We start from the raw sequence: 13,079 nt of genomic DNA, 5'->3' as shown, positions 1-13,079 counted from the left end.
TTATCGCTTGGTCTGATCGCAGCCGATGGCAGGAAGCCTTGCGGCATGGGCGGTGCCTTGCGCCGCCGTCAGCCCCCAAGTCAACAGCACGATGGCCGGGTTACGCAGATCGCCTGCCTGCGCCACAGCCTTTGCCAGTCCTTTCAGTGCAAAGGCCGCGCGCTGTTCCTGTGGCGTGCTACAGGCGCAGACGATGGTAACCAGCGTATCGGGTGCTGCGCCGCTGGACAGCAGGGCGCATTCCACCTGGTCCAGACGCGTCATCGCCATATAAAGGGCCAACGTGGTGCCGGGGCCAAAGTCATCTGCCAGCGTTGCCGCCAGATCGCCGCGATGGTCGGTGGCGGTGGCCAGCACCAGCCGCTGCGCCAGCCCGCGTGTAGTCAGCGGTTGGCACAGGCTTGCCGCCGCCGCAGAAACGGCGGTGACGCCCGGAACAATTTCCACGGTGGCTCCTTCGGCCATGGCGATGGCAATCTCTTCGCCCGCCCGCCCAAAAATGGCCGGATCGCCGGATTTCAGCCGCACGACGCGGCGGCCCAGACGCAGCTCTGCCGCGATGCGGGCGTCGATATCGGCCTGTGTCCAGCGGTGGTTGCCGCAGTCCTTGCCCACGTCCAGCCGCGGGATGGTTGCGGGGATAAGGTCCAGAACCTCGGGGCTGACCAGCCGGTCATAGAGCACGACATCGGCCTGTTGCAGACGGCGGACGGCGCGATAAGTCATCAGGTCAGCGGCCCCCGGACCTGCCCCGACCAAAGACAGATGGCCGGGGTGGGGCAGAGGCGTCATGCGGGCGGGGTCTGGCAGCAGGCTCATTCGGCGGCCTCTTGCAGTTGGGGGCGGTGGCGGGTGATCAGGGCGGCCAGTTCTGGGCGGCAGGCGCCACAGTTGGTGCCTGCCTTCAGCGCCGCCCCAAGGTCGGCCACCGTCAGGCAGGCGCCGGTGGCAATGGCCTCGACGATGGTGTTCATCCCCACCGAGAAACAGGCGCAGACCACCGGGCCGGGGTCGGGCCGGTCGGCGCCGGGGCGACCCGAAAGCGCGCCGGAGGTTTCCTCGCCCAGCAAGCTGGCGACATGGGCGCGCGACAGGGCCACCGGGCTACGGTCGATGAACAGCGCGGCGACCAGCCGCCCTTCGGCCAGAAAGGCCAGCCGCACCCGGCCCCGCGCCGTGTCGGTCACCATCTGCACCGAAACCTCGTCAGACAGGGAAAACAGCGCGCGGGCGTGGGCCTGCCAATCTTCGGGCTCGTCAAAACCGGCAAGCTCGGCGGTCATCCCCTTGGCGTGAATCGCCCGCGCCCAATAGGCGCAATTGGGGCTTAGGCCACGGGCCGACACCGCATAGCCGAACCACAGGGGCTTTGCCGCCTCGACACTGACCGCGCCGCTTTTCAGCGCGGGCTGGCCCGAGACGGGATCGAACGAACCTTCGACCACGGCACCAACCCGGCCCGCGCTGGTGGTTTCGCCCGTCCAGTGGATGGGGGCAAAGGGCTGCCCTGGCGCCACGCGGTCGGTGATCGTCACCCGCAGCAGGGCGCTGGCTCCCATGCCGCTCACACGGGCCAGACCGTCCGCTTGCAGGCCCAGCCGGGTGGCGTCAGCGGGGTTCACCTCCAGAAACGGTTCGGCCATGTGCTGGTTCAGGCGGGGGGCAAGGCCGGTGCGCGACATGGTATGCCAATGGTCGCGCACCCGCCCGGTGTTCAGGATCATCGGGGCGGCGGTCACGCGCGGGGTGACGGCAATCATCCGGGCGCGGCCATCCTTGTGGTGGAACCGGCCATCGGCAAAGAAGCGGCCCCCCTGCTTGCGCGCATTGGCGGGCCAGAGGAAAGGTTGCAACGCATCATACTCGGCGCGGGTGATCGCGGCATGGTCCGATATGTCGAAGTCGCTGCCCAAGGCACCTGCCACACCCGACAGGGCGGCATGTTCGGCAAACACCTCGGCCGGGGTTTCCCAGTTGAAGCCCTGAAACCCCATGCGCCGCGCCACCTGAGCCAGTTGCCACCAATCAGCGCGTGCCAGATCGGCGGGCTTGCGGAACGGGCGCTGGCGGCTGATCCGGCGTTCGGAATTGGTGACCGTGCCGTCTTTTTCGCCCCAGCCGGTCGCGGGCAGCCGCACATCGGCCAGCCGCATGGTGTCGGTCTCGGCCATCATGTCGCTGACCACGACGAAATCGCAGCTCTGGATTGCGCGCGCCACGCGGTCGGCCTCTGGCATCGAGACGACGGGGTTCGTGCACATGATCCACAGCGCCTTGACGCGCCCCGCCTCGACCGCGCGAAACAGATCGACCGCCTTCAGCCCCGGCTTGCCGGCCATGGTGGGCGAGGCCCAAAAGCCCTGCACCGCATCACGATGCCCGGCATCTTCGATGTTCAGATGGGCGGCCAGCATGTTGGCAAGGCCGCCAACCTCGCGCCCCCCCATCGCATTGGGCTGGCCGGTCAGGGAAAACGGCCCCATGCCGGGTTTGCCGATACGGCCAAGGGCAAGGTGCAGGTTCAGGATGGCATTCACCTTGTCCGACCCGCTGTCGGACTGGTTGATGCCCATGGACCAGGCGGTGATCACCTTTTCGGTGCCAAGGAACAGGTCGTAGAACTGCTGCAACTGGCCCTGCGTCAGCCCGGTCATCGCGGGGTCCGTGGCGCGGGCGGCCTCCAGCGTCGCCTCCAGCCCATCAACCTGCGCCAGATAGGCGCGGTCCAGCAGGCCCCGGCGTTCGGCCTCGACCAGCGCAAGGTTGAACAGCGCGGCATCAGCCCCGGGGGCGATGGGCAGGTGCAGATCGGCCCCTTCGGCCGTGGGGGTGCGGCGCGGGTCGATCACCACCACGCGGGTGCCACGGCTGGCGCGCGCAGCCTCCAGCCGCTGGAAAAGAACCGGATGGCACCAGGCCATGTTGGAACCGACCAGAACCACCAGATCGGCCTTCTCGAAATCTTCATACAGGCCCGGCACGGTATCGGTGCCAAAGGCGCGGCGGTGCCCGGCCACGGCACTTGCCATGCAAAGCCTTGAATTGGTGTCGATATTCGCGCTGCCGATGAAACCTTTCATCAGCTTGTTGGCGACATAGTAATCTTCGGTCAGTAATTGACCCGAGACATAGAGCGCCACCGACTCCGGCCCATGCTGCGCGATGGTGTCGGCAAAGCGGGTGGCCACAAGGTCCAGCGCCTGATCCCAAGCGACCGCCTGATCGCCGATCATCGGCGTGGCCAAACGACCCGCAGGCCCCACGGTTTCGCCTAAAGCCGACCCTTTGGAGCAAAGCCGCCCCATGTTCGCCGGGTGATCCGGGTCGCCCCGAACCTCTACCCCATCCGCCGTTGGGCGCAGCAGGACACCGCAGCCAACGCCGCAATAGGGACAGGTGCTGCGGATCTCTTGCATGGTTTACCCCAGCTGCCCGATGTCCAGATAGACCTGCCCGCCCTCGACCCGCGCGGGCCAGGTCGGCACCTGCCCGACATCGGCCCCTTGCGCGGTGCCAGAGTTCAGATCGAACACCCAGGCATGCAGCGGGCAGGTCACGCTGGTGCCGTGGACGATGCCTTCGGACAGCGGGCCGCCCTTGTGGGGGCAACTGTCGTTCAGGGCAAAGACCTCATCCTCGGCGGTGCGGAACACCGCGATGCAGCCGTTCCGGGTTTTCACCACCCGCGCCCCTTGGCGGGGAATGTCGGCAAGCGGGCCGACGAGCGTCCAGGTTCCGGTCATGGCGTTCATTCCGCAGCCTCCAGCGTCAGGGTCTTGATCGGGGCCCAATCCGCCGGGCGCTCGGCCAGTTCGGCCCAAGGGTCGGTTTGATAGACCGACTGGCTGATCATGAACCGGTCATATAGCGCCTTGCGGGTGGCGCGGTCGGCGATCTGGTCCTTGCACCAGTCAAGGCCGACCTTGGCGACCCATTTGTAGATGCGGTGCAGATAGCGGGCGTTTTCGCGGTAAAGCTGGGCGAAGGCGGCGATCACCTCCAGCGCCTCCTCCTCGGTCGGAACGGTGCAAAGAAGCTCGGTTTCCTTCACATCCATCCCCGCCGCACCGGCGACGCTGATCTGGTAACCGCTGTCCACGCAGACCACGCCCACATCCTTGCAGGTCGCCTCGGCGCAGTTCCTCGGGCAGCCGGAAACGCCCAGTTTCACCTTGGCGGGCGTCCATGACCCCCAGAGCAGCTTTTCCAGCTTGATGCCAAGGCCGGTGGAATCCTGCGTGCCAAAGCGGCAGAACTGTTCGCCGACACAGGTTTTGACCGTGCGCAGGCCCTTGGCATAGGCGTGGCCCGACACCATGCCCGCCTCGTTGAAATCAGACCAGATGGCGGGCAGATCTTCTTTCTTCACGCCCAACAGGTCGATACGCTGGCCACCGGTCACCTTGACCATCGGCACGTTGTATTTGTCGGCGGCATCGGCGATGGCGCGCAATTCGGCGGGGGTGGTGACGCCGCCCCACATGCGGGGCACCACCGAATAAGTACCGTCTTTCTGGATGTTGGCGTGGTTGCGTTCGTTCACAAAGCGGCTTTGCCGATCGTCGCGGTACTCCAGCGGCCAGTCGGCCAGCAGGTAGTAATTCAACGCCGGACGGCAAGATGCGCAGCCGCCCACAGTTTTCCAGCCCAGTTCCTGCATCACGGCGGGGATGGATTTCAGCCCCTGCGCCTTGATCATCCGGCGCACGTCTTCATGCGTGTGGTCGGTGCATTTGCACATCGGCGGGTTGGCATTGGCGGTGAAACTGTCGCCCAGCGTCAGCGCCATGACCTTTTCCACCAGCCCGGTGCAGGTGCCACAGGAAGAGCTGGCCTTGGTCGTCGCGCGCACGGCGTCCAGCGTGGTTGCCCCGCCCTCGACCGCCTGAATGATCTTGCCCTTGCAGACGCCGTTGCAACCGCAGATCTCTGCCTCAGGCGGCAAGGCTGCAACGGCGGCCAAAGGGTTTGCAGCGGCCCCCCCGGCGGCGAAGGCGGGGCCAAAGATCAGCGTGTCGCGGATGTCGGACACATCCTTGCCCTGCTTGATCAGGTCGAAAAACCACGAGCCGTCGGCGGTATCGCCATACATGACGGCCCCCAGCAGGCGGTCGCCCTCCAATATCAGGCGCTTGTAGACACCGCGGCCCGGATCGCGGAACACGATATCCTCGCGCCCCGGCCCCTCGGCGAAATCACCGGCGGAGAAGAGGTCAACGCCCGTCACCTTCAGCTTGGTCGCGGTTTGCACCGGCTGGAAGGCCGCCGTATTGCCGTTCAACGTTTCAGCAAGGATTTTCGCCTGATCGTATAGCGGCGCGACAAGGCCGAAGAGCTGCTTTTCATGCTCGACACATTCCCCCAGCGCATAAATCGCCAGGTCGCTGGTCTGCATCTGGTCGTTCACCACGATGCCGCGACCCACCTCAAGATGGGCATCATTGGCCAGCCGCACTTCGGGGCGGATGCCCACGGCCATGCACACCAGATCGGCGTCATAGACAGTGCCATCGTCCAGCAGCACGGCCTCTACCCGGTCCTTGCCCAGAATGGCCTTGGTCGCGCCCTTGCAATGCACCCGGATGCCCCGCCGTTCGAGGTCTTTTTGCAAAAGGTAGCCAGCCGAGGGGTCAAGCTGACGCTCCATCAGGTGACCCATCAGGTGGATGACCGTCACCTCGGCCCCGCGCGCGGCCATGCCAGCGGCGGCTTCCAGCCCCAGCAGGCCACCGCCGATCACCACGGCCTTGGCACCGGGGCGGCTGGCCGCGATCATCGCGTTGGTATCTTCCAGATCGCGGTAGGTGCAGACGCCGGGCAGATCCTTGCCCTGCACCGGAATGATGAAGGGGGCCGAGCCGGTGGCGATGACCAGCGCGTCATAGGGCGTCTCACCGCCCTTTGAGACGACAACCTGCCGTTCCCGGTCTATCTGGGTGATCTGTTCGCCAAAGCGGCAGGCGATGCCCTGTGCCTCATACCAGTCGTCGTCATGGGTGACGATCTGCTCATAGGTCTTTTCGCCCGACAGCACCGGCGACAGCATCAGCCGATTATAGTTGCCGCGCGGCTCGCCGTTGAACAGGGTGACATCCCAATTCTTGCTTTCGGGGCCGCCGCCCTCCAACAGGTGTTCCAGCATCCGGCCAGAGGCCATCCCGGCCCCGATCACCACCAGTTTCTTCTTGGTCATCACGCGGCTTCCTTCGGTTTCGTGGGTCCATGCGCATGGTCATGCAGGAAGTTCAGAATTTCGGCGCGGTAGTGCCAGTAATCGGGGTGATCCAGCATCGCGCGGCGCGAACGCGGGCGGGGCAGGTTCACCTCGGTGATCTGGCCGATGGTGGCGCGCGGGCCGTTCGACATCATCACCACCCGGTCGGCCAAGAGGATCGCCTCATCAACATCATGGGTGACGCAGACGGCGGTCACTTGCGTGCGGCTCCACACCTCCATCAGCACATCCTGCAATTCCCAGCGCGTCAGGCTGTCGAGCATCCCGAAGGGTTCATCGAGGAGGAGGAGTTTGGGCGACAGGGCAAAGGCCCGCGCGATGCCGACGCGCTGCCGCATGCCGTTCGACATGTCGGCGGCAAGCCTGTGCATGGCATCGCCCAGACCCACGCGCTCCAGATAGTATTCCACCACCTCTTGCCGCTCTGGCTGGCTGGCGGTGGGGTAAACCCGGTCCACGCCGATCGCCACGTTTTCGCGTGCGGTCAGCCAGGGGAAGAGGCTGGGTGACTGGAACACCACGGCGCGTTCGGGGTCCGCGCCTTCCACCGCATAGCCATCCAGTTTGATCGCGCCGCCCGAGATACCGGTCAGGCCCGCTGTCATGGACAGGACGGTGGATTTGCCGCAGCCGGAATGGCCGATCAGCGAAATGAACTCGCCCTTTTTCAGCTTGAGGTCGAAGTTTTCCACCACGGTCAGCGGGCCTTTGGCGGTGTCATAGACCTTGGAAAGCTGCGAGTATTGCAGATAGCGGTCGTCCAGCGGGCTGGCGGCGGCCTTGGCATAGGCGCGGGGCAGGGCGTGGCGCGGGGTCAGCGCGGGCAGGTTGCGCGTGACCTCGACCTTGGATGACATGCCCACCTCCATCAGCTCTGCCGTGACAGTGGCGCGCAGGTGTTGAAAGGTGGCGTCGTTGTTCATGGCACCCCTGTCGCGCGGGCGGGGCAGGGTGACGGCGAATTCGCGCCCCATGGTGCCATCGGGGTTCAAAATCATAATGCGGTCGGCCAGAACGATGGCCTCATCCACGTCATTGGTGATCAGAACGGCAGTCTTCTGGTCGCGCCGCCAGATGCCCTCGATCTCATCGGCCAGATCGGCGCGGGTCATCGCATCCAGCGCCGACAGGGGTTCATCCATCAACAGAACCTCCGGCTCCATCGCCAGGGCGCGGGCGACGGAAACCCTTTGCCGCATACCGCCCGACAGTTCGGCAGGGCGGCGGGCGATGGCGTGCGACAGGCCGACCATGGCGACATATTTCGCCACCATCGCGGCGCGCTCTGCCTTGGGCTTTGCGCCATGGATCGCGTCAACCGCCAGCGCCACATTGCCGCCCACCGTCAGCCAGGGCATCAGCGAATAGGACTGAAACACCAGCCCGCGTTCCGGCCCCGGCCCGGTAATGGCGGCACCCTTGAAGGTCACGCTGCCCCGGTCGGGGGTTTGCAGGCCCGCCATCAGGTTGATCAGGGTGGATTTCCCGGTGCCGGAAAACCCCAGGATCGCAAGGAACTCCCCTTCCTCGACCGAAAGCGAGATGTTCTTCAGCACCTCGGACCGAGAGGTTCCCTCGCCAAAGCCTTTGAAGACGTTGCGAAACTCTAGGATTGCCATGGTTACCTCCGGCCCTGAAAGGTCAGCAGGGTTTGCAGCGCCAGCATCACGCGATCCAAAAGCAGGCCGATGATGCCGATGGTCAGAACCGCCACCATGATGCGGGCAAGGCTGTCGCTGCTGCCGTTCTGGAACTCATCCCAGACGAATTTGCCAAGGCCGGGGTTTTGGGCCAGCATTTCGGCGGCGATCAGCACCATCCAGCCGACGCCCAAGGACAGCCGCAGCCCGGTGAAGATCAACGGCAGGGCCGAGGGCAGAACCAGTTTGGTGATCCGCGTCCAGAGGCCCAGCTTCAGCACGCGACCGACGTTCACAAGATCCTTGTCGATGGTAGCCACACCCAGCGCGGTGTTGATCAGCGTCGGCCACAGCGAACACAGGGTCACGGTCACGGCCGAGATGATGAAGTTTTTGGGCAGCCCGCCCTCGCCCCCGGCATAAAGCGCCGAGACGACCATGGTGACGATGGGCAACCATGCCAGGGGCGAGACGGGTTTGAACAATTGCACAAGGGGCGACAGGGCGGCATTGGCGGTGGGCGACAGACCCGCCATGATGCCCAGCGGCACCGCGACCAAAGTGGCCAGCACAAAGCCCATGAACACCGTTTTCAGGCTGGTCAGGATCTGGTCGGCAAAGGTCGGCTTGCCGGCATAGCTGCGGGTCTTGACCTCATCGGCCTTGCCGGCGGCGATCAACTCGGCGTTCTTGGCGGCCTGCTTTTCGTAAAACGCCGCCTCTTTTGCGTGTTCGGCCAGCGCGTCCTGATGCAGAACGCCGACCTGATCCCACACCTGCATGGGGCCCGGAATGGCGCCAAGCGAGGTTTCAACCTTGGGCGCAGCCCAGGCCCAGAGCGTCAGAAAAACGCCAATCGCAACCAAAGGCACCAGCAGCGTACGCCAGATGTCTTTTAGCTGCGCACGCGGGTTTTCGCCCGTTGCAAGGCGCAGCAGCGGGGCGATCCATGCAAGGCCAAGCAGCTTGGCCCAATTGTCGATGCGCGCGATGATGGCCTGCGTGCGGGCAGAGCGGGCGGCGCGGGTTGCGCCTTGGTCGGCAGAGGTGGCGGGATCAAGCGAGGTCATGGGCTGGGTCCGGGTCTGGCAGGAGGCTGGGAAAGGATGGGGCGCCCAGAGGGCATCGGGAGTGCCCCGGCGGGATCAGTTGACGACTTCGCCGTTCTCGACCTTTTCCTCGCCCTTGAGACCAATGGCAAAGCTGGCAAGGTAGTCGTTCGGTTTCGTGCCATCAAAGGACACGCCGTCAATGAAGGCGCTGGTGGCGTCACGGTAGCCGTCGGCGTCAAAGTCAAAGTCCTCGGGCTTGGCGTTGCCGTCGGCGATCAGCGCCTCTGCCGCCTGCTTGAACAGGTCGGGGCGGTAGACCGACTTTGCGGTGTCGGCATACCAGGCATCGGGCTTGGCCTCGGTGATCTGGCCCCAGCGGCGCATCTGGGTCAGCGTCCAGACTGCATCGGAGTAATAGGGGAAGGCCGCATTGCCACGGAAGAACACGTTGAAATCAGGTTCGGCCCGCTTGTCGCCCGCCTCGTATTCAAAGGTGCCGGTCATTGAATTGGCGATTACGCCCGCATCGGCCCCGACATATTCCTTGCGCGACAGAATCTCGACCGCCTCGGGGCGATTGGCGTTGTTGTTTTCATCCAGCCACATCTGGGCGCGGATGATGGCCTTGGTCAGGGCGATGACGGTGTTGGGGTTGGCATCGGCAAACTCTTTGGTCAGGCCAAAGACCTTCTCGGGGTTGTTGTGGAAAATCGCGTCATCCGAGATCACCGGCACGCCGATGCCCTTGGCGACGGCGGCCTGGTTCCAGGGTTCGCCCACGGAATAGCCGTCAATCGTGCCTGCCTCCAGCGTGGCGGGCATCTGGGGCGGCGGGGTGACCGACAGCAGAACCTCGGCCCCGATCTGGCCGGAATTGTCATCGGCGGAATAGAAACCGGGGTTGATGCCGCCCGCCGCCAGCCAATAGCGCAGTTCGTAATTGTGGGGCGAGACCGGAAACACCATGCCCATCGAGAAGGGCTTGCCCGCATCTGCCGCAGCCTCGATCGCGGGTTTCAGCGCCGAGGCGGCAATGGGATGTTCGGGCTTGCCATCGGCCCCCAGCTTGAGGCCTGGCTTCATTTCCTCCCAGACCGCGTTCGAGACGGTGATGGCATTGCCGTTCAGGTCCAGCGAGATTGGCGTGACCAGTGCGCCTTTGGTGCCGTAACCGATGGTCGAGGCCAAGGATTGCCCGGCCAGCATATGCGCGCCGTCAATTTCCCCGGCGATCACGCGGTCCAGCAGAACCTTCCAGTTCGACTGCGCCTCCAGCGTGACGGTCAGGCCCTCATCCTCGAAAAATCCCTTTTCCTTGGCGATGGCCAAGGGGGCCATATCGGTCAGCTTGATGAAACCAAGGGTCAGGGTGTCTTTCTCGATGCCGGGGGTTTCGGCATGGGCCGCGAAGGGCAGCGCCAGAAGCGAAGCGGTCAGAAGAAGGCTGCGAAGATGTGGCATGGGCAGTTCCTTGCTGGAAAAACGAAAAAAGCCGCAGACAGCATCGGCACGAAAGGTGCGCAACGCGGTCAGGCGGCTTTGCCTGGGGTCCATTTGGAGGGGGACCGACGGAACGCCATTGCTCCGTCTTGAGGGCAGGATTCGGTCAGGCGTGCCATTCGGTCAAGCCGGTTTGCCGCAAATGCAAAGCGATCCGTCGTCTTTTTGCTGCGATGCAGCTTTGTGCCTGAAAAATAGTCAGATGCTGCGCGCCGGGTCGAAAACCGCGCCGTCGAAGAAACGATTTCTCGCCAAAGACAGGCTGCCCAGAACCGCCGGAACCGATTCGTCGCGCAGCAGCAGCCCCTCGGCCTTGTCGGAACTACGGGGCAGGGGGGCGCCTGCCGGGCCAAGGTGCACCCGGTAAAGGTCGCTGCGAAACGTGGTACGCGCGGCTGCAATGGCCGGGCCGGGGGGCAGGCCGTGGCGCTGGGCCAGTTCGTTGCCGATCCAGGCGGCCTGACTGCGCCAGGGGAAATTGGTCAGCCCGGCGTGAAACTCCAGCATCTGGGGCACGGCGGCCTCTGTCCCGCGCGCCAGAGGTAAGACCTGTCCGCGCAGGGCCGGTTCGATGTGCAAAGATGACGTATCAAGGTTGCGTGGCAGCGCCAGCAGCTCTGCCAGACTGTCGCGGTTGGCATCCGCCCATTCCCCGGCGCGCCAGATGGCCCGCATCAGCGCGCCCGCCACCTCTGGTTCGGTTTCGGCCCAGCCCTTGCGGGTGGCCAGCACCTTTTCGGGCGATTGGCTCCAGATCGCCGATCCCGGCAGGATCAGCCGTGCCCCCGCCACCTGCACCGCCCGCGTGCCCCAGGGTTCACCGACACAAAACCCGTCGATCTCGCCCGCCTCCAGCGCCTCGGCCATGCGGGGGGGGTGGATGGAATGCAACGTGACTTCCAGGTCAGGGGCAATGCGCGACAGCCAGTAGTGCAGCAGCAGCGCATGCATCGAAAACGGGAACGGTACGCCAAACCGCAAGATTTCGCCCGATGGCAGGGCGGCCCCAATCTGAGGGTCGCCAAAGGGCAGGGTGCGGGTGGAGGCGGCCAGTGCCTTTGACAGCCCGATGACCTGCCCGTTCAGCGACAGCACCATCAGAACGTCAATCTCTCCGTGTCCGCTGCCCAGACCCAGCGCGCGCGCCACCGGCATGACCGATAGCATATGCGCGGCATCCACCGCGCCCAGATCCAGCATATCGCGCAATTGCGACCAGTTGGCCGCGCGCCGCAGGTTCAGCCGCAGCCCTTCCTGCTCGGCAAAGCCCATCTCATGCGCGACGATCAGGGGGGCGGCATCCAGCAGCGGGATGAACCCGAGGGAAAGCGTGCGGGTCATTTCAAGAGGTCCGCCGCCGTTACCAGCGCCTGCGCCAGATCGGCCAGCCGCTTGCCCTGATCCATCGCCGTCTTGCGCAGCAGGGCGTAGGCCTCTTCCTCGCCAATGCCCTTGGCGCGCATCAAAAGGCCCTTGGCGCGGTCAACGATCTTGCGTTCCTCCAGCGCGGCCTTGGTTGCAGCCAACTCGCTACGCATGCGTTGAAAGACATGGAACCGCACGATGGCCGCATCCAGAATCGGACGGATGCGGTCGCTTTTCAGCCCATCGACCACATAGGCCGACACCCCCGCCTCTATCGCGGCGCGGGTCAGGCTTTGGTCAGCGCGGTCCACGAACATCGCCACCGGCCGCTCCAACGGGCCAGCGGCAAGCGTCAGTTCCTCCAGCGCATCGCGCGACGGGTCGCCCGCGTCGATCAGCACAAGATCGGGGCACTGTTCGGCAACCCGGCGCGCCAGACCGGCACCAGAGCCGATGACCTGCACCCGATGCTCGCCCGCCTCGCGCAGCGCATCAACGATCATCAGCGCGCGCTCGCGGTCTTGCTCGACGACGATGATGGTCAGGGCGGTGGTCAAACGGCCATCCTGTTGCAGGTGTTCACCGCTACCTGAACCGAACCGCCGTGTCGGGCAGCAGTTTTCAACACAATCCGGGGCGAAGGACGTCAGATTTCACGCATATGCCTAATTATTGTGCTGACTGGACGATGGAAGGGCTGTCTCTGCCCGAAACCCGGCGGCAGGCCGTGGCGCGGATAGGGGTTAGTCAGTGTCAGTCTCGCCTGTGGTTGGTTAGCATCTCGCAGCTCGGCTGGTTCACATGGCATACTGGGTTAGGCGCGCTGGCGCCGTGCGTGATGTCAAAGGCCGCACCGAATGACTGCGCAGGATGGTGCAAGATTACGCTCTCGGCTGAGGCGGTGGAGTACCTGGCGGAGAATTACCCGGACGGGCTGCGCGAGATAATCGCGCACAACGAAACCGGGCTGGCGCGCGGGTGCTGGTAAGACTTGATACGGTTTGACACTGGCTCGGCGTTGATTGGCGTCCTGTGTCGTGCTGTTATCGAGCTCTGGAAGCTGCCCCGCTTCGAATTCAGCCCCGTTCGCGTTAGTCCGCGCGACGGGGCTTCTTCGTTCTCAAGAACGAGTCCAGAACATCTTGTGCAAATTTGTGCCACACAGTGACCTGCCCCCCGGAAGTTCCCTCGCTGTGATGTAGAGTCTGCCCAACCTGAGAAGGAGCAGACGACATGAGGAAAAGCCGTTTCACCGAGGCGCAGATTATCGGGATGATCAGGGAACAG

General features: G+C 64.6%; 9 protein-coding genes. All 9 read right to left on the bottom strand.

What is annotated here, in order from left to right; translation table 11 throughout:
- Complete coding sequence (cobA, locus tag JI744_RS17610; protein ID WP_202662492.1) at positions 1-819, bottom strand: uroporphyrinogen-III C-methyltransferase; 819 nt, start codon at positions 817-819, stop codon at positions 1-3.
- Entirely contained in the window at positions 816-3,416 is a 2,601-nt protein-coding gene (locus tag JI744_RS17605) for a nitrate reductase (RefSeq protein ID WP_202662491.1), read from the bottom strand. Before JI744_RS17605 ends, cobA begins: the two co-directional genes overlap by 4 nt.
- 3 nt (positions 3,417-3,419) lie before the next feature.
- Positions 3,420-3,752, bottom strand: a complete 333-nt coding sequence (gene nirD, locus JI744_RS17600) for a nitrite reductase small subunit NirD (RefSeq protein ID WP_407927610.1) — start codon at positions 3,750-3,752, stop codon at positions 3,420-3,422.
- On the bottom strand, positions 3,749-6,193 hold the full coding sequence (gene nirB, locus JI744_RS17595; protein ID WP_202662490.1) for a nitrite reductase large subunit NirB: 2,445 nt from the start codon (positions 6,191-6,193) through the stop codon (positions 3,749-3,751). The genes nirD and nirB overlap by 4 nt, the downstream gene beginning before the upstream one ends.
- Positions 6,193-7,854: an ABC transporter ATP-binding protein gene (locus JI744_RS17590; RefSeq protein WP_202662489.1), complete on the bottom strand. Its 1,662-nt coding sequence runs from the start codon at positions 7,852-7,854 to the stop codon at positions 6,193-6,195. Before JI744_RS17590 ends, nirB begins: the two co-directional genes overlap by 1 nt.
- 2 nt (positions 7,855-7,856) lie before the next feature.
- Complete coding sequence (locus JI744_RS17585; RefSeq protein ID WP_202662488.1) at positions 7,857-8,945, bottom strand: ABC transporter permease; 1,089 nt, start codon at positions 8,943-8,945, stop codon at positions 7,857-7,859.
- A 75-nt stretch (positions 8,946-9,020) separates the two neighbouring features.
- A complete protein-coding gene (locus tag JI744_RS17580; protein WP_202662487.1) occupies positions 9,021-10,388 on the bottom strand; it encodes a CmpA/NrtA family ABC transporter substrate-binding protein in 1,368 nt (455 codons plus the stop codon).
- Between the two features lie 237 nt (positions 10,389-10,625).
- The gene (locus JI744_RS17575; RefSeq protein ID WP_202662486.1) at positions 10,626-11,768 is read right to left on the bottom strand and encodes a CmpA/NrtA family ABC transporter substrate-binding protein; all 1,143 of its coding nucleotides are present in this window, start codon (positions 11,766-11,768) and stop codon (positions 10,626-10,628) included.
- Positions 11,765-12,349: an ANTAR domain-containing response regulator gene (locus tag JI744_RS17570; RefSeq protein WP_202662485.1), complete on the bottom strand. Its 585-nt coding sequence runs from the start codon at positions 12,347-12,349 to the stop codon at positions 11,765-11,767. Before JI744_RS17570 ends, JI744_RS17575 begins: the two co-directional genes overlap by 4 nt.
- Positions 12,350-13,079 lie beyond the last annotated feature (730 nt).

Origin of the sequence: Fuscibacter oryzae (assembly GCF_016765795.1) — a bacterium.
GTDB classification, from domain to species: domain Bacteria; phylum Pseudomonadota; class Alphaproteobacteria; order Rhodobacterales; family Rhodobacteraceae; genus Fuscibacter; species Fuscibacter oryzae.
Note: the sequence above shows the minus strand (reverse complement) of the source record. Positions and strands in the feature narration are given on the sequence as shown.